The sequence below is a fragment of the Paenibacillus yanchengensis genome (assembly GCF_042684845.1).
Taxonomy (GTDB): Bacteria; Bacillota; Bacilli; order Paenibacillales; family Paenibacillaceae; genus Pristimantibacillus; species Pristimantibacillus yanchengensis.
In genome coordinates this window covers 130150-150131 of the sequence record NZ_JBHUMH010000010.1, presented here as the reverse complement: position 1 = coordinate 150131, position 19982 = coordinate 130150, and the positions used below count along the sequence as shown (strand labels likewise).

Sequence of the window (19982 nt, the reverse complement as noted above, 5' to 3'; positions counted from 1 at the left end):
GTCCGACTTTTATTTTAGGGGCTGAGTGGATAGCCTTTTACTTTTATTATTTGTCTATTGATCAACTAATCGGAGTTCTTGCTCAGAAGTTATTCCTTTAGTTATTGCTACATGGCGCAATGTTAAATAGAGCTGTGCATAGGTTGCATGAATATATGGTAGAACAAAGAAAATTCCAATGCCTAGCGCAAGTAGCCCTAATATCCACCAGCCTAAAAAGCTTAATAATAGTTTTAAAATATCCCATTTGTGACCATACGTCATTTGATGGCTGAGCTGCAATGCACGTTTATGACCAATTTGTGGATTATCCGCCAGGATGAAGGGCACAAAACAATAGGCAATTGTTTTGATGAAGCCTGGAATAAGCAAAGCAAGGAACCATAAAAAAGTAACAACTGCTCTCCAAACCATTGTTTTGATAATGACCCTATAGTTTGTTTTTTGAAAGGCAATGCTAACATTATTTAAATCTTCGCGACCTTCCGCAGCCAGTTTGTAGTACGTAAAAGCTCCAGCTTGTAAAGGGTAGAAGATAAAGACTTGTAAAGCAAGCGCTGTTAAAAAGAATAGGACGATAATAAGTGTGCCAGCAATAATAATAGTCGATGGCAATATCCAGTTCCCGCCATAATCTTGGTAGGGAAGATTTTCTCTATTGAAATCAATCGTTATACCGGTTGCTTGCACTCCTCCGCTTATGATGGCAAGCATGAAGCTTATGATAAAAGCTTTCCAGTAATACCCCTTTAATGATGCGTGTGCCCGTTCTTTTAATGATTTACGCTCCCACATAAATACCTCCGTCTGCGGTTATATTGCTTATTTTACATTGAAAAGTGATGAAATAACAGTGATAATTGCAACGTTAGTTCATTTTTGTTATAAGTATAAGCAAATTGCTAGCAATGAGGGACGCTATAAAAATACAACAAACTAAAAACATAACACCTTTCTTATAAACGAGCATTACGTTTGGTATAATTTATTTATCTAAAATATAGTAAATTTATTGATAATCGTTAAGTGGAATGATAATATGCAAGTGTAAGGTTAAATAAGTTAATTAGTAGGTTGGTGAAATTTATTTCATTGTTCAGTAAAGCGTATATTCCATTTTTTTATAAAATTATGCTTATTTATTTAATGCTAGTAGTATTAGCGGTTACTGTCGTTGGATATTTTTCTTATAAAACTACGCTACAATCAAGAGTCGAATTAATCCAATCTAATACAGAGTGGATGATGAGTCAGATGAAGCAAAACATCGAATATAAAGTGAGTGAAGTTGCGTATGTTTCCGATACGTTGTTCGGAGATGATTCATTCCAAAAATATTTACAAAGACAAGATGACCCTGAAGTGATGCATCAACTGATGGTCAAAAATATAATACCTAGCATGGAAACCGCTTTGCGCAGAACGTTACAAAATATGCGATTAATCGTGTATACGAAAAATAATAGCATTAATGAAGTTTATGGAAATATGGCAAGCGTTATTAAGGATAAATCGTTCCATATCGTTTCTTTTGATCGGTTGAAAAACGAGCCTTGGTATAGACGGTTAGTAAGCGATAATGAAGATTTCGTTTGGAGACAAGCTGGTAATGATGAGGTGTTAGGCAATGTCTCTTTGCTGCGAAAATTAATATCGTTCCATAATTATTATACAGATATTGGATTTGTTCGTGTTAGCATTCCGCTAGAAACATTATTTAGCTCCGTATTGGAAATGGAGTCGATGGAGGAAAAGTTAGTTCGCATTACAGACCGTAGATCAAAGGAAGTTTTATTAGAGAATGGTAATATTACCGATATGAGTTTAGGCTACATTAATTTTAATACGGAGATAGCAAACACGCCATACAATATTGAAGTGAAAGTGTCACAAGCAGTATTATCTAAAGATGCGCAACAAATTCGTCAAATTACATTGTTAGTTTGTAGCTTGAGCATTATTGTAATTGCTTTCATTGGTATAGTAGTAGCACATTTTACGGGGAAAAAGTTACTGACAATCGTTCGGAATGTTAAGGCATTTCAGTACGGAAAATTACAACAGCGCATCGAAATAAAAGGAAATGACGAGTACAAACAAATATCGATTGCATTTAATCAGATGGCAACTCACATAGAAAGGCTCATCCAAGAAGTATATGTGAAGGATGCCGAAAAGAAACAATTTGAGCTACAAGCATTGCAAGCGCAAATTAATCCGCACTTTCTCTATAACACACTATCTTCGATTAATAGTTTAGCTAATATGGGAGAAGTAAATAGAGTAACGGAAATGGTCAATTTGCTTATCAAGTTCTATCGTTTATCATTAAACAATGGGCAATACATTATTACTGTAAAAGATGAAATAGATCAGATTCAATCGTATTTAGAAATACAGAAGATCAAATATACTAATCGATTTACTGTTAGCTATACGATCGATCCACAAGTAGTGGAATATAAAGTCATTAAATTAATTGTTCAACCATTTGTGGAAAATGTATTTAAACACGCGTGGTATATGGATCGCATTCATATTCGGATTATGGCTTATATAGAAGATAATTTTCTAATTATTAAAGTGATAGATAACGGCGTGGGGATGAAGCGGCACCAGCTAGAAGAAGTGGATCAGCTAGTTGAAAGTAGCGGTTATGGTATTCGAAATGTTCACGAACGCATTAAATTACACTATGGGGAACAATACGGTGTGTTCATTTTTAGTCGACCAGGTATTGGAACTACCGTTAAAATATATTTGCCATTGGAAGGGGGAGCAGCATGAAACCGTACCGTGTATTGCTAGTTGACGATGAGTCTATTGAGCTGGAATGGTTAAAAAGGCGCGTACATGCAAAGTTTCCTAGTTTACAAATTGTAGCTTCGGTTAACAATCCGTTTATGGCGCTTGATATTATGCAAGAACAACCAGTCGATATATTGTTAACAGATATACGAATGCCGATTATGTCCGGAATGGAACTTGCTGACCAAGCGCGTGAACGGAATCCGTTACTTCAAATCGTATTTATTAGTGGGCATGAGGATTTTGCTTGTGCGAAACAAGCAATCGCTTTGAAAGCAGCCGCCTATTTGCTTAAACCGGTAGACAATGAAGAATTATATACGACGTTAAGTCAGGTATTCGATCGTTTGGATAAACAATGGCAGCTAGAAAGATTAAATCAACGTTGGGATAAGGCGATGCCCTTACTGTCATCAGAACTAATCGTTAGATGGTTAGAAGGTGATAAATCAGAACAAGTAGAAATGGTAGCACAGCAGACGTTAGAAGAGTTAACGAATGTACAAGCAGAACAAAGTATGCATGTAACAGTAGCGCTAATAGAAGTGGATGACTTACAGTGGAAAACATCTCATATGACAGAGGAAGAGAAAGGCAGCCTCGTTAGTTCTGTATTCAACGAATTGGAGCAAAAATGTGCTGCACAGCAAATAGGTCATTATATTCGAAATGAATCAGCCTATACGGCTATCGTGTTAGCGATATGTCCGCTTGCACAGCTAGAATCTTTTTTGCAACAAATGATAACGTATATAGCTGCGCATTTTCCGATTACGATCACAGCAAGTATTGGTCGAGAAGTTAGACTTTTAGCGCAATTACAAAGCTCCTATCGTGAAGCTCGTCAATACTTAAATAATAAGTGGTATGTAGGTAAGAACAGAGTGATTATGCAGCCTGCGAGCAAAGCAGATGAAGCAACACAGCCGAGCATTATGTCATTTACCCAATTGAGTAAAGCAATTGTAGAACAAATGATGGAATATCAGCTTGTTTTGATGGACGAACTATTAACTACCTTTTTTAACCAAATAGATATCGTCCAACAAAAAGAAGAAAACTACTATACGGTGTTACATTTCATAACTAATTTACAAACAGAATTACAAACAAAAGATCACAATTTATATGAGCTGTTACAGTGGAAACCAGTAGATATATCTATTATTTTTCAATTTGAAACGATATATGACGTGCAATCGTGGCTGCGTAGAACATTGTTTTCATTGTCCGAGTTGATATACAGAAAGAAGCTTAGCAAACCGCGTAAATTAATGGAGCATATTGATCAATTTGTTATGGATAATATCGGAGATAAAGTAACGTTAAAAGAGGTTGCTGCCCATGTAGATTTTTCGCCTAATTATTTGGGGCAGTTGTTCAAGGAAGAAATGGGTGAAAATTTCAGCAATTATTTAACGAAAATGAGAGTGAAAAAAGCGTGTGAACTATTAAAAGATCCGAAGTATAGAGTATATGAAATAGCAGAACTAACTGGTTACAAAAATTTATTATATTTTAATCGACAGTTCAAGCACATTGTTGGGCATACACCGGGAGAGTATCGGAAGCAGTTACGTGTTTGAAAAATGCAATTCGTTGTTTGTGTATGGTATATCGTTGCTGTACGACATTGTTGTCCTTTTGTAAAATAAGTATTCTTAAGTATATAAGAACTCAACAAAAGGGCGTGAGATGATGAAGATGAGCAAAGATTTACCACTGATTAAGCAAAAATCTAAGTGGCTAACTTTTTTTAAACAGTGGGAATTTCAATCCATGATCTTACCGGGTATACTTTTTATTCTAGTGTTTAGCTATGTTCCAATGTGGGGCGTATTTCTCGCCTTTAAGGAATATGACATTTTTCAAGGACCATTAAAAAGCCCATGGGTAGGATTTAGACAGTTCGAGTTGTTTTTTAATTCACCAGATTTTTTAACCGTATTAAAAAATACAATTGTTATTTCATTTTTAAAGCTAGTTATTGTATTTCCAGCACCTATCGTGCTAGCACTTGTCTTAAACGAAGTTCGTCACTTTCGTTTCAAACGTATCGTGCAAACGCTCACATATTTACCACACTTTTTATCATGGATTATCGTAGCAGGTTTAGCGTTTTCGATTTTATCCGTTGATGGTGGTAGCTTAAATATATTGCTACAAAAGCTTGGATGGATTGATCAACCGATCAATTGGCTGTCCATTCCAGAGTATTTTTATACGATACTAATTACGGCAGGTTTATGGAAAGAGATTGGCTTCAGTTCGATTGTTTACTTGGCAGCGATTGCCGGTGTAAATCCGGAGATGTACGAAGCAGCAGCAATTGATGGAGCGGGTCGTATTCGTAAAATCGTTTCCATTACAGTACCAACTATAGCACCAGTAATTACTATTTTTATGATATTAAATATAGGGAATTTGTTAAGTGCAGGATTTGAAGATATTCTCGCTTTAACTAATAACGGTAATAACGCAATATTACGGAATACGTCACAAGTAATTGATACGTATGTTTACAGTATGGGGGTTAATCAGCAAAGATTTTCATTCGCTACAGCAGTTGGATTATTCAAGTCTGTTATCAATATAGGACTCTTATGGGGAGCTAATAGTTTAACTAGACGCATAGGAGGGAATTCACTATGGTAAAACGATGGCGGACGTCTGATGTGCTGATGGATACATTTATTTATGGTTCACTTGCTATTTTATCCTTTTTAAGTTTATACCCTTTTTGGAATGCGATTGTCATTGCTTTTAATCAAGGTTCAGACACTGCATTGGGTGGGCTAACATTTTGGCCTAGAGCATTTACGTTAGACAACTTTAAAGTCATTTTAAGCGACACTCGTTTTTTTAATGCGATGGGCATCTCATTGGCTAGAACAATTGTCGGAACATTTTTCTCGATATTTTTTACCGCTCTTTTAGCGTATGGATTATCTAAGCGGGGCATCGTTGGTAGAAACGTATATATGATGATTGCTATTTTTACGATGTACTTTCAAGGTGGTTTAATTCCTACTTATTTATGGCTAAGAGAACTAGGAATGTTTAATAACTTTTGGGTATTGTTTGTACCGTTTCTGGTTACCGTCTGGAATATGATCGTATTCCGAACTTTTTTTCAACAAATACCTGCTGGTTTAGAGGAATCAGCAAAAATGGATGGTTGTACTAATTATGGCGTGTTCTTTCGAGTTGTTATTCCATTATCAGGTCCAGTCATTGCTACACTTTCATTATTTCAAGCGGTGTTTTTCTGGAATGAATGGTTTAACGCAGGGATTTATATTAACAATACGAACCTATTGCCGGTACAAAATTATTTGGTCAATTTAATTAACTCTAATTCTTCACAAGAAATGCTAGCGGAATTGAGTAATGTACCAGGTGGCGCAGGTGATGCAGTAAACCGTTCTATTACACCTAAATCTTTGCAAATGACAGCGCTTATCGTTGTTAGTATGCCTATTATTATGGTTTATCCTTTTGTTCAGAAATTTTTTGTGAAGGGTGTACTAATTGGATCGTTGAAAGAGTAGTGCTGGATTTGGTTTAATAGCGAAAGTTTTAAATAATGATTGATCTTGAGGGGGAAGAAAGATGAGAAAGAAGCAACGCTTGGTATTAATGACATCCATTATATTAGTATTTTCTTTGTTACTTGCTGCATGTAGTGGATCAACGAAGGGGAATAATGAAACTCCTGCTGTAACTAATAAGAATGGAAATGAGCAACAAACGGCGGAAGGCAGTAAAGAAGTACCTCCATTTGGCGAAGAGCCGTTAGAATTTAGTTTTTATTCTAATTACGATTTTTCATCTCCGTTTGGTTTCGGAAATGATCCATCGACGAAGTGGCTACAAGAAGAGAAAAAGTTTAATTTAATCGAAATTGGCTCTAATGGGAATGCGAAGCAAAAGTTTGGAACGATGGTTGCTGCAAAAGAATTTCCAGATGTGATTATGTTGGATCGTGGATCAGCAGAGTATACAACGATGGTAGAAAACAATCTACTAGTTCCACTGAATGAATATTACGAGAAGTATCCTACATTAAGAGGGCTAATCGATGATAGTACCTTTAATTTATTAACGCACAAAGATGGCAATATATATGTTATGCCAAACTGGTTTGATAGCGAAAAAAATCCATTTAAATATTCAAACACTGGTTGGACAGTAAATAAAACGATTTATCGTGAATTAGGCGAGCCGAAGTTAACTAACTTAGATGAGCTTTATAACTATTTGAAACAAGTGAAAGAAAAATACCCTAACGTTATTCCACTGGAAACAGGGATTACGATAAACGGTGTCAATATGTTGTTTAAGCTTATTTATACTAGCTATGGAGAAAACAGAACGATTTGGAATATTGGTGATATTCCACAACGTCCTAACTATGAAACATCAGAATTAGAATCTATTTTTAATGATCCTGCATTCAAAGAAACAATCGTATATATGAATAAGTTGTATCGTGAAGGATTAATTACGCAAGATATGTTTACGCAAAAAGCAGAGCAGGTTACAGAAAAATTGAATACGGGCAGAGTTGCCGTAACTGCTTTTTCTAACATCACTGGATTTGGAAATACAGCTAACAAAGTATTGCAAGCGAATGATCCAGAAGCTGGATATGATTATATTCCATTTCTAGCAGCACCTGGTGTAGACCCTGAAACTGTATATCCACACACATTTGGTACGTTAGGTTGGAATATAAATGTCATTACGACAGCAGCAAAAGATCCAGAACGCATCTTCCAATTTTATGATTGGTTTGCTAGTGAAGAAGGTCAACGTTTAAATGCATTTGGTCCACCGGGGCTATTATATGATGAATTAGATGAAAATGGGGCACCCATTGATAATGAATATGCAAAAAATATTACTGCTGAGGAAAAAGTGAAGCTACAAATTGGTCTATATAACCCGATGGGTTCCTGGTTATTTTATAAAATTGGCCATTTTAAAAATGCACAAAACCCTGAAACAGCAGATTGGGGTAACGAAGCAAGTGAATTTTTTGGTGCTCGTGCTAACATAAATGCCGACCAGTTTAATGATGTTAGAATTGATCCTAAATCAGACTTAGGTATTGCACAGGAGCATATCAAATTATACTGGTTTGAGCAAAGTGCTAAAATGATTTTTGCAGATTCAGAAGCTCAAATAGATAAAATATATGAAGAACTAGAGCGTGAAGTAGTGAAGTTGGGATATGAGGATTTATTGAAAGAACGTACAGAAATGTGGCGTAGTAATTTAGAAAAGATGAAATAAATAACGGCAAAGCGGTTTTTGATCGAAGATCAGAAACCGATTTTGCATATCACTTTATAGCAGCGTAGGAGGTTACGATATGATGTTACAAGAAAGCTTGTTGCATGACTTAGAAAATTTGCAGTTGCTCGGTAGAAATGTAGAACGAGCGCGAGCTCAATTCATTCCATACGAGACAGAAGTTGCAGCTAGGAAAGGTAAACGAGCAGACACACCGTTCTATCATTTGCTGAATGGAAAGTGGCAGTTTAAATATGCGCCATCACTAGCTATGGTCAGTGAAGTGGACAAGTGGGATGAAATTGCTGTGCCAAGTAATTGGCAAATGTTAGGTTATGGTCGTCCTTTGTACAGTAGTAGTAAATATCCGTTTCCTGTTAATCCGCCTTATATACCAAAAGATAATCCAGTCGGTAGCTATACACGTACGTTTGAAGTGGGCGGTGATTGGGATGGGAAACAGCTGTTTCTACTATTTGAAGGAGTAGATTCTGCTTTTCATGTATGGATCAATGACCAACTGGTAGGCTATAGTCAAGGCAGCCATATGACATCGGAGTTTGATGTTACTTCCTATGTACGACAAGGAACAAATACGATTTATGTTCAAGTGTACCAGTGGAATGTCGGCTCTTATTTGGAAGATCAAGATAAGTGGAGATTAAGCGGTATATTTCGAGATGTGTATTTGTTAGCTAGACCGCAATTGCATGTAGCAGATGTATTTGTACAAACAAATATAGATAGCGAGTATTGCGATGCCGATCTCAGTATCGAAGTGCAATTACGCAATTACGAAATGGAACGAGTGCAAGCAGTAGTCGATGTGAAATTATTAGATCAAACAGAACAAGTCGTTGTCCAAGAAACAATAGTTAGCTCTTGCTTACCTGGTTTGGAGAAGAACAACACATTACTTTTAAACTATTTGGTGAAAAATCCGGCGAAATGGTCTGCCGAAGATCCAGCATTATATACACTGTTACTTACTATTTACAATGAACAGACGCAAGAACGAGAAGTTATTCGATTGCAGGTAGGATTTCGGACAGTAGAAATTAAAGCAGGGCAGTTGTTAGTTAATGGGGTAGCAGTGAAGTTAAAAGGGGTCAACCGAAATGAATTTGATTCCGAAAGTGGATTTTTTATTTCAGAATCAGCGATGTTGCAAGATATTACATTAATGAAACAACATAACATCAATTGTGTGCGAACGGCTCATTATCCCAATGATACGCGCTGGCTTGATTTGTGCGACCAATATGGATTGTATGTCATGGATGAAGCTGATTTGGAAACGCATGGTGGTCACTTTGTTGGTAATGAAGGTTTTATTTCGGAAGATGAACAGTGGCAAGCGGCTTACTTGGATCGAGTCATTAAAATGGTAGAACGAGATAAAAACTATCCATCGATTGTTATATGGTCATTAGGAAATGAATCGGGATTTGGAATGAATCAAGATGCACAAGCTGCTTGGGTAAGAGAAAAAGATGCGACAAGACCAATTCATTATGAGCGGGCGTATGATGCGCCGTTAGTAGATATTGTAAGTGCTATGTATGCCTCTGTTGATACTGTAATTTTGGAAGGGCAAAACACAGACGAACAACGTCCCTATCTATTATGTGAGTATGGGCATGCCATGGGAAATTCGGTTGGTAACTTATATGAATACTGGGAAGCTATTTATGCTTATCCGCGACTGCTTGGTGGACTGATTTGGGAGTGGGCTGATCTAGCCATTGCTAGAAAAAGTGAAACAGGGGAAACGCAGTACGCATATGGTGGAGACTTTGAAGATTATCCGCATGCGGGAACTTTTTGTTTGGATGGATTATTGTTTCCTGATCGACGAATAAAAGCTTCTATATTGGAACTGAAAAAAGTAATGCAACCGGTAAATATAAAAGAGTACTCCTTACAAGAGGGAACGTTTATTATTGAAAATCGTTACAATATGATCAATTTGGATCATTTGGATCTTATCTGGTCCGTCCTTAACGAGCATGGCACTGTGCAACAAGGAAAGTTAACTTCTTTATCCATAGAAAGTGGACAATGTGAGCAAATTACTATTCCATATAGTAGCCAAGGGCTAGCAGCAGCTGAACATTGGTTGCGCATCCAATTTGTTCTGAAGGAAAACACGTTGTGGGCAGACAGTGGGTTTGAAGTTGCTTGGCAAGAATTTGTGTTACCGCAACAGACAGAAACGGTCGAGCAGGCTAAGGATATAGGCGAGGTAGTGAAAGAGAGTGAAGATGGTTCTTTAATAGTTACGAATGATAATCATCAGCTTACCATTCAAGGTCAGCGATTTAAGCTACATTTCGATAAGCATGCGGGGCAGCTTTCCAGTTGGCAATATGACAATTTAGCGTTACTGAACAGTGGGCCAACATATAATATATGGCGAGCACCATTGGATAATGATGTTCACTTAAAGAAACAATGGGTTGCAGCAGGCTATGATCGTTTACAGCCGCACTTAAAATCCTTTACATTTCATAAGGAAGATCAACATACAGTACTTGTGGAAGCGATTCATGTTCATGGAGAAGATGGATTAGGCATTTGCTTTACAACAACGACGACTTATACGATTCACGGCAATGGGGTAGTAGATATTAAGTTAGCTATGCAACCGCGTGCCAAAAGAAAAGAACCAACTCGAGCAAGGACGGGATTGCATCTCGATATTATGGTTGCTGCGACTGCTGGTGTGAGTGATGAATTACCACCGTTACCGCGTTATGGGATGACGTTTGCAATGGATGACAGCTTTAATCAGTTTGCTTGGTTTGGATTAGGACCACATGAATGTTATGCCGATCGTAAACAAAGTGGAAAATTAGACGTTTACCATGGCACGGTAGATGAACAATTTGTTCCTTATATTCGACCACAAGAAAATGGCAACAAAACAGATGTCAGATGGGCGACGATTACTAATGCAGCAGGGGAAGGATTACGGATGACTAGTCCAACGTTATTTAACACTAGCGTTCATCATTACTCGGCTCATGATATGACTAAAACTAGTCATGTACATCTCTTAAACAAGAGGCAAGAAACGATTGTTAATATTGATCAAGTACAAAGTGGCATTGGTAATCATAGCTGCGGCTATGCGCCGACATTGGAACAATATTTGGTACAGCCAACCGAGCGAACGTTTGAATATACGTTAACACCAATAGTCAAACGAATGGATCGATAAAATATTAGCAACTAATATAACATATAAGAAGTAAGAGGGGATGACGAAATGTTTCAAGGAAAAGTAAATAAAATGCTCTACGGCGGTGATTATAATCCTGAACAGTGGCCGCGAGAAATATGGGATGAAGATATGCGACTGTTTGAGCTGGCGGGTATTGATATCGTATCTATAAACGTGTTTTCCTGGGCTTACAACCAACCAGATGAGCAGACGTATCGATTTGATAGATTAGATGAAATGATGGATTTATTACAAAAAAATAATATATGGGTTAGTTTAGGAACTAGCACGGCAGCACATCCAGCATGGATGGCCAAAAAGTATCCAGATGTGCTGGCAGTTGATATGGATGGGAAGAAACGAAAATTTGGTAGACGGCATAATTCCTGTCCGAATAGCCCGACGTTTCGTAAGTATTCGGTTTTGATGGCACGAAAACTAGCGGAAAGATATAAGGACCATCCTGCATTGTTAATGTGGCATGTTAATAATGAATACGGATTGCGTTGTTATTGTGAGCGATGCGAACAGCAATTTCGTCTGTGGCTGAAGGAGAAATACGGTACGCTCGATGCGCTGAATAGTGCTTGGTATACGGCATTTTGGGGACATACATTTTATGAATGGGATGAAATAGTGGCACCTAATAATTTAAGCGAGCATTACAAATTATATGGTGTAGATGTAACTAACTTCTCAAGTATATCTTTAGATTACGCTCGGTTTATGAGTGATAGTGTGCTGGAATGCTATACGTTAGAACGTGATGCTATTAAGGAAGTTGCTCCTGATAGTGTAGTAACGACGAATTTCCAAAGTAATGGAACTTATAAACCGCTAGATTATTTTAAATGGGCGAAAGAAATGGATGTTGTCGCTTTGGACTCTTACCCTACTAGTGATATGGCGATGAGTTATACAGCGATGAGGTATGATTTGATGCGTGGATTGAAACAAGGACAACCATTTTTACTGATGGAGTCTACGCCAAGTGCATTAAATTGGAAGCCGCAAAATCCACTTAAACGACCTGGTATTACAAAACTATGGAGCTATCAAGCGGTAGCTAGAGGCGCAGATAGTGTCATGTATTTTCAATTGCGACGTTCTTTTGGAGCGTTTGAGAAATTTCATGGTGCGATGATTGATCATGTTGGACATGAGCATACTCGAGTGTTTCGAGAATGTGCGGAATTAGGTCATGAATTGCAGCACTTAGATGATCGAATCGTTGGAGCCAGAGTAGAAGCGAAAGTAGCGATTTTGTTTGATTGGGAAAATTGGTGGGCAATTGAATACTCAAGTGGTCCTACAATTGATTTAAAATATTTAAATATTGTGCAAAAGTATTATGACGCTCTTTACGGTCAGCATGTACAAGTAGACTTTGTATCGGTTGATGATGATTTTAATCGATATGATATCGTAATCGCTCCGGTACTCTATATGGTGAAGCAAGGGCTAGCCAACAAATTGGAGCAATATACAGCACAAGGAGGCACGTTTGTCACTACGTTCTTCAGCGGTATTGTGAATGAAACCGACCTAGTGACGTTGAACGGATACCCGGGCGAGTTGAAGAAGTTGCTAGGCATTTGGGTAGAAGAGATAGATTCGCTTATGCCGAATCAGACGAATAGTATAACGATGACACAACAGCTGGGCAAACTATCAGGTACTTATACATCCGATTTGTTATGTGATTTGATTCATTCCGAAGGTGCAGAAGTGATAGCGGAATATGGCTCGGAGTTTTATAAAGGAATGGCGGCTGTTACTAGAAATAAGTTTGGTCAAGGGGAAGCTTGGTATGTGGGGACAAATACAGAAGATGCTTTTATCCAGCAATTATTAGAACATTTGTGTGAGAAGAAAGAAATTAAAGCTATTTTAGCATCGGTCCCTGAGCAAGTCGAAGTTAGTAAACGGTATAAAGGTAATCAGTCATTTTTGTTTATTCTTAATCATCGAGATGAGGAAGTTACTGTTCCGTTAAATAATATTAAGTATACCAATTTGCTGACGAATGAAACGATAGAACAACAAGTGTTAGTGGATGGAAAAACCGTCTGTATACTAGAGTACCATGAAGAAAGGACAGATTAGTAATGAAGCAGCCTTGGAAATTATGGTATGAACAAGCAGCTGAACAGTGGGTTGAAGCGTTACCGCTTGGTAATGGACATTTGGGTGGTATGGTTCATGGTGGAATTAAATATGAACGAATATCACTTAATGAAGATACGCTGTGGTCTGGATCACCACGTCAAGCTGACAATCCGGCTGCATTTACTCATTTGGACGAAAGTCGTCGACTTATCTTTGCGGGGAAGTACAGTGAAGCACAGCAACTAATCGAACAGCATATGCTTGGACCATGGACACATGCCTATCAGGCGATGGGTGACTTGCATATTCAGTTCGCGCAGCATTCCGTTGTCACTAGCTATCGTCGAGAGTTAGATTTACAGACAGCTATTGCGACCACTCAATTCGTACAGAACGGTTTAACGTATACTCGAGAAGTATTTATCTCGGCAGTAGATCAGGTGATGGTCGTGCATATAACGGTTGACCAACCAGGAAAGATCGATCTAGGAGCATCATTAACGAGTGTACTAAACTACAAGACGTATAAAGCTACGAATGATCGAGTAGTATTAGAGGGGCAAGCACCTAGTTATATTGAGCCTATCTTCCAAAAAGGCGAACCTTCCGTATTCTATGAGGACGAACAAGGCATTCGATTTCAAATTCATTTGCAAGCAATGGTAGATGGTGGTTATGCAGAAACACATGGTGCTAATTTAGTTGTGGGTTCAGCTAACAGTGTAACACTACTATTATCGGCAGCTACATCGTTTAATGGTTTTGACAAAAATCCTGTGAAAGAAGGAAAAGACGCTGCATCTATTTGTGAGCAGCGGTTACAGGAAGCAAGCAAATACAATTATGAAACTTTGCGAGAACGGCATATAGCCGATCATGCATCCTATTTTGCTAGAGTTGATTTGCAATTAGGAGATAGTGATTACATTAGGGAACCAACTGATCGACGAATAGAGGCAGTCAAAGATGGTAGAGAGGACAGTCAGCTGGCTGCATTGTTTTTTCAATTTGGTCGCTATTTAATGATAAGTAGTTCTAGACCGGGATCGCAAGCAACTAACTTGCAGGGCATTTGGAACAATATGACCAAACCTCCTTGGTCGTGTAATTATACAACCAATATAAATACCGAAATGAATTATTGGCCGGCAGAGCCTTGTAACTTGGCTGAGTTTCATACGCCTCTCTTTGATTTGATAGATGATCTGCGAATTTCAGGGGCGAGGATGGCAAAACATTATTATAACTGTCGTGGTTGGACAGCGCATCATGGCGTTGACCTTTGGCGATCAGCTACTCCGCAAAGTGGTTCAGCAAGTTGGTCATTTTGGCCAATGACAGCAGCCTGGTTTTGTCAACATATATGGGAGCATTATGCGTATAGTGGCGACAAACAATTTTTACAAGACAGAGCGTATCCCGCTATGCTAGAAGCTGTACAGTTTTATATAGATTTTTTAGTGGAAGATGAACAAGGAAATTTAGTAACTATCCCATCCACTTCACCGGAAAATACATTTATAGCGGAAGACGGTAGTAGGTCGGCTGTCAGTATGAGTTCAACGATGGATGTTACACTATTGCATGAGTTATTTGGTAACTACATTCAAGCAAGTGACATTCTAAATGTAGATGAAGCTTTTCGAGAGCAAGTGAAACAAGCAAAAAGTAAGTTGTTACCGCTCAAAATAGGTAAGCATGGTCAGTTGCAAGAATGGTTCCAAGATTTTGAGGAGGCAGAACCTGAGCACAGGCATACTGCCCATCTGTACGGGCTTCATCCAGGAAATATGATTACGTTACGTGGTACACCGGAGTTGGCGGAAGCGGCAAAAACTAGTTTGGCTCGCCGGCAAAGGTATGAGGGACAAGATACGATAGGCTGGTGCTTTGCGTGGAATATTAATTTTTATGCACGATTAGAAGAGCCAGAAAGAGCATACGAGTATGTAACAAAGTTATTGGCGAATCCTTATCCGAATTTGTTTAATGCTCATCGTCATCGTAAAATTTCTTTTTATCCATTTTCTATAGAAGCAAACTTTGCGGGTACAGCAGGAATTGCAGAAATGCTCGTGCAAAGTCATTCGAATGAAATTCATTTGTTACCATCATTGCCCAAAGCTTGGGCAGAAGGAACCATCAGAGGTCTCCGCGCTAGAGGGGGATATGAACTGGATCTTACTTGGAGTGATGGACAAATAACAGAGGTACGAATTCGTAGTTCACAACAAGATGTATGCACAATTAGATCCGTAGCGTTCCTTATTAGCGATGATATTACAGTCGAGCAAGTAGGCGAGCATGTTTATCGTTTTCAAGCAGAAGCTAATCAAACGTATTGTTTGTATACGAAAAAATAGTCTAGTAAAGTACATGTAATAAAGGATAGTAAAAGTTCCTAATTATCTAAAAAGGAGGTTGGAAAAATTGTCACTAGTTGCAATGAGAGAAAAATTTGAACAGGTGGACGCTTCATTTGGACCGCTACCATTTTGGTGGTGGAGTGCTGAAACAGTTACGGAGGAGCGGGTCAAATGGCAATTAAACAAGTTTCGACAAGGTGGACTTCGTAATATCGGCATTATTAACATTGCGCCGACAGGACCACAGTATGGTAGTGTGCCGGATGATCCAGCGTATTTTAGTGAACAGTGGTGGAAGATGTTTGAGGTTGCTTTACGAGAAGCGGAAAAGTTGGGCATGAAGCTGTTTTTTTATGATCAAATTGGTTTTTCAGGTTCCAACTTTCCAGCAAGAATTGTTGCTGAGCAGCCGCAGTATACTGGCTATGTACTTAAACGATATAAAGATAAAGCTCAAATTCCGGAAGGTTCTGATTATTTAACTTGTATTGATACGTATCATTATGTAGCAGTTCGACAAGGTTTTAATTGGCTTGATCCAGCGGCTTGTGCATTATTACTTGATAAAGTACATGGGGAATTTGAACGCAGATTTTCGCCAGATTTGGGCAGAACAATCGGCGGAACATTCCAAGATGAACTACCTCCCCTTAATTTGTGGACGGGTAATATGGATCAACTGTTTGAAGAACGTTATGGTACGAGTATTTATCCATTATTACCTGCGTTGTTCGAAGAGACGGATGATGCACGAGAAGTAAGGCAAAATATTTATGAGTTGGCTTCAGACTTGGCAGAGAGTTCTTTTTTTAAACCGATAGCTGCATGGCATCGTCGGTTTGATATGTTGCTTTGCTGTGATCAAGCTGGACCAGCTCGGAAAGTAGAAGTGCATGGTGCGCAGCGCCTTTATTTGGATTATATGAAAACGCATCGTTGGTATAATGCTTCTGGAACGGATATGGATGGTGAAATTAAGCCACACGCTTCGATGGTTCACCTGCATGGAGGAAAACGCGTGTTTCTGGAAGCGTTTCATACAAGTGGCTGGGGTGGAACATTAGAGGAGACGATGCATTGGTTAATTCCATGGTTTCAAGCGGGCGTAACGTTATATAGTTCTCATGCTGTATATTTCAGTACTCGAGGAGGCTGGTGGGAATGGGCTCCACCAGATACAGGCTGGCGACAGCCATATTTTGAACATTATGCTGTATTTGCTAATACGATTAGTAGAGTAACATCTCTGCTAAGTGAAGGAACACATGTGGCAGATATTGCTGTTCATTACCCTTCTTATGCAGCTACTGGGAAAATGTCGCTAAGTGACGGGAAAGAAAATGAACATCCAATGGCAGTTGCTAGTAGATTACCAAATGATAAACTAGCTCATATTCAAGAAGTATATGATCAGATTACAGGCAAGTGGGGGCGGCGTAATCAAGACAAGCTAGGGTTGCTGCGTTCTTTGCAGTATGATTTTGACGTGGTAGATGATTCTTCTTTGGGTATTGCTACAGTAGATGGTAAACAGCTGCAAATCGCAGAGGAACGTTTCTCGTTGTTAATTTTGTGCGGAACGATAGAAATGGATCAGGAAGCAAGCAGCAAAGTGACAGAATGGATACAGCAAGGTGGACGAGTTATCGCTGTTAACGTACCTCATGCGGAGCGAATAGCATGGTCTGGTATCCACTATGTAGATACGATGGAAGAGGCAGGACAATATATACAGCAGCATGTATCAAAGCGGGTGTGTGGTGCAGGAACGGCTTTGATGAGAACTACGAACGAAGCGGATATATTTTTGTTACTACCAGATCAAGATGCATTGCTACGAAGCCATGAACCAGTTGCTCCACATAGAAAAATGCAATCGAGCGGTGTATACCGCATTAAATCTGCTGGAATTCCAGAACAATGGGACCCCGTATCTGGAGCAGTAACTGCATTACCTTATGAACGGGATGGAGCATGGTTAACTGTCGAAGTTTCTTTCGAACAATGGCCTGCTGCCCTTATCGTTTGTTCAATAGATCAGAACGATAAGACGAATATAGATGCCGGTGACGGGGGAAACAAATTAAAAGAACACGCCGAAATCTTTCCAGCAGATACAGGAGTGATAGGTGAACATGCCAAAGTCTTTCCAGCAGATACAGGAGTGATAGGTGAACAAGCAGTTGCTGTCACTTTGCCAAATCAGTGGAAAGTAAAAGTGAAGCCCACGTTGGATAATAGTTACGGTGATTTTGATTTGCATGGTCAATTGAGTAGTTTTTTGGCTGTGGAACGTCGACAATTTCAAGTTTGGCAACAGCCACCTCACCGTGATGGTATAGCAGAAGGATGGCATCTACCTTCATTTAACGATGAAGCATGGCACACACGGCTTTGGACAGAGGCAGCTTATTGGTATGCGGCTAAAGGAGAGCAGTTTCACGAAGTAGACAGTTGGCCTGTTGTTTATAGTAATACGTTGGGAGATATGAAGTTTCGTACGTGGGCAGGACGTATGGGAAGAGTTCCAAGAAGGTTTTTAAATTTGGGGACTTATGAAAAAGGTGAATATGTTAGTGCGAAGTCTAACGTTATTGCACCAACTGCTGGACAATATTTTATTAGAATGGAAAGTAATGCCGAACTTCGGATTTGGATTAATGGTAAGGAAATAAACTGTCATGGTGGTCCAGAAGAACAAACAAGTATGGTACTACTGCAAGCTGGAGCTAACGAAATTATAGTGCAAGCAAAGGCATTAGTATCAGGTATTGTACGTTTAGCGATTGAATTTAATCAAGAGAAACGAACATCGTTGCCCAAATGGGTATTTTCCAAAGACCCTCATTACGGTACGGAAATATGGAAGCAAGTAAAGAATGAGTCTGCATCACGTATTCTAAAGGTTAGTATTGTATTTGCTGGACGAGGACGCGGGATACTGACTGTAAACGGAGTGAAGGTAACGGAGCACGGTGATTTTAATCCGTATATTAGACAAGGTCAAGAACTAGTAGATGTGACTCATTTGTGGAACGACAAACGTAACATGGTCAAATTTATACTACCTGAAGGTAAGGGAGAAGTTTTTTGTGATGGTGTAATCGAATATGCCGATGGCAAGAAGCAGTTGTTCTGCACAGGGGAAGAGTGGCAAGATGAACAAGGACAACCTGTCCTATTGCTGCATCAAGCTGTATTGCAATTTGCAGAAACGGAGACGTTATGGTTAAATGACAGACCACATCCTTTGCCACATGTTGGTTGGTTAATGCCGAATGCTGTATCTACATCTACTCCACTACCATTTCACCCTTCTCCAGCGTTGATTGGGGAACCAGTTTGGATACGGTTTCCACTTCCAGTTGGAGCGGAAGGAATGGAAATAAAATATGAAGGAGAGCTATCTGCTTGGCTAGATGGAGAAAAGTTGCAAATTACTAATGGCTTAGCTTCATTTCCTGCTCAAAAAGCAGGGGCGATAGTTGCACTTTGTATAACACCGCAAGATTATTCACATGAGGCAGCTGTACTGCTAGAGCCGATTCGTTTTGTGATGGGTGAGCAATTAGGAGAGTTGGGCGATTGGCGGACAGCTTTACAATTACCCCATTATAGTGGTGTAGTAGAATATGAAACAACGATAGCTATAGCGGAAGAATGTTCTATGTTACTAGATATAGGTCATGTTCGCGGGACTGCTGAAGTATGGATCGATGATCATAACGTAGGTGTTCGCCTATGGCGCCCATACCGTTATAATCTTGGCAAGCTATCTTCCGGCAATCATCGTTTGCGAATTAGAGTAACGAATACATTGGGGACTCATTATGAAATTGGTAGACCATCTTACAATGTTGGTGGAAACCTTGACCGGAAAGTGTCCTACTGGGCTAATCCGGATGCAATAGATAGTAATTGGGAACAGCAATTTGCAGCGGGAGGATTATACGGTCCCGTACAAATATTTCAATCACAGGAACAAAAATAAATATCGATCTCAAGTCATGGTCATTTTCCAAAATGAACCTGCTTGAGATTTTTTTTAACATCAGATTAACAACAGATTAACAACTATAGAAACTTTTTACTTTGAAATAGCGTTATAATAGATAACGATGTCATTTATAATAATGTAACATGTTACAGCAAAGGGGAAGGAAATGTTTTATAGG

10 protein-coding genes are annotated in these 19982 nt (G+C 39.0%); 9 read left to right on the top strand and 1 reads right to left on the bottom strand.

Annotated elements, in window-relative coordinates; all coding sequences use genetic code 11:
* Nucleotides 1–54 precede the first annotated feature (54 nt).
* Nucleotides 55–795: a DUF975 family protein gene (locus ACFSTH_RS03005; RefSeq protein WP_377769689.1), complete on the bottom strand. Its 741-nt coding sequence runs from the start codon at nucleotides 793–795 to the stop codon at nucleotides 55–57.
* A gap of 282 nt (nucleotides 796–1077) precedes the next feature.
* Here ACFSTH_RS03005 and ACFSTH_RS03000 point away from each other — a divergent pair, with 282 nt between their 5' ends.
* The 9 genes from ACFSTH_RS03000 (at nucleotide 1078) to ACFSTH_RS02960 (ending at nucleotide 19798) form a co-directional block, all read left to right on the top strand.
* On the top strand, nucleotides 1078–2787 hold the full coding sequence (locus ACFSTH_RS03000; protein WP_377769814.1) for a sensor histidine kinase: 1710 nt from the start codon (nucleotides 1078–1080) through the stop codon (nucleotides 2785–2787).
* Nucleotides 2784–4394 (top strand): response regulator, encoded by a 1611-nt coding sequence (locus ACFSTH_RS02995; protein ID WP_377769690.1) that lies wholly within the window; start codon nucleotides 2784–2786, stop codon nucleotides 4392–4394. Before ACFSTH_RS03000 ends, ACFSTH_RS02995 begins: the two co-directional genes overlap by 4 nt.
* Nucleotides 4395–4506: 112 nt before the next feature.
* Complete coding sequence (locus tag ACFSTH_RS02990) at nucleotides 4507–5463, top strand: ABC transporter permease (RefSeq protein ID WP_377769815.1); 957 nt, start codon at nucleotides 4507–4509, stop codon at nucleotides 5461–5463.
* A complete protein-coding gene (locus ACFSTH_RS02985) occupies nucleotides 5457–6359 on the top strand; it encodes a carbohydrate ABC transporter permease (RefSeq protein WP_377769691.1) in 903 nt (300 codons plus the stop codon). Before ACFSTH_RS02990 ends, ACFSTH_RS02985 begins: the two co-directional genes overlap by 7 nt.
* A gap of 61 nt (nucleotides 6360–6420) precedes the next feature.
* Nucleotides 6421–8106 (top strand): extracellular solute-binding protein, encoded by a 1686-nt coding sequence (locus tag ACFSTH_RS02980; protein WP_377769692.1) that lies wholly within the window; start codon nucleotides 6421–6423, stop codon nucleotides 8104–8106.
* Nucleotides 8107–8185: 79 nt separating this feature from the next.
* Nucleotides 8186–11329 (top strand): glycoside hydrolase family 2 TIM barrel-domain containing protein, encoded by a 3144-nt coding sequence (locus tag ACFSTH_RS02975; RefSeq protein WP_377769693.1) that lies wholly within the window; start codon nucleotides 8186–8188, stop codon nucleotides 11327–11329.
* A gap of 48 nt (nucleotides 11330–11377) precedes the next feature.
* Nucleotides 11378–13438, top strand: a complete 2061-nt coding sequence (locus ACFSTH_RS02970; protein ID WP_377769694.1) for a beta-galactosidase — start codon at nucleotides 11378–11380, stop codon at nucleotides 13436–13438.
* Nucleotides 13439–13440: 2 nt separating this feature from the next.
* A complete protein-coding gene (locus ACFSTH_RS02965) occupies nucleotides 13441–15804 on the top strand; it encodes a glycoside hydrolase family 95 protein (RefSeq protein ID WP_377769695.1) in 2364 nt (787 codons plus the stop codon).
* 67 nt (nucleotides 15805–15871) lie between these two features.
* Complete coding sequence (locus ACFSTH_RS02960; protein ID WP_377769696.1) at nucleotides 15872–19798, top strand: hypothetical protein; 3927 nt, start codon at nucleotides 15872–15874, stop codon at nucleotides 19796–19798.
* The last annotated feature ends 184 nt before the right edge of the window (nucleotides 19799–19982 follow it).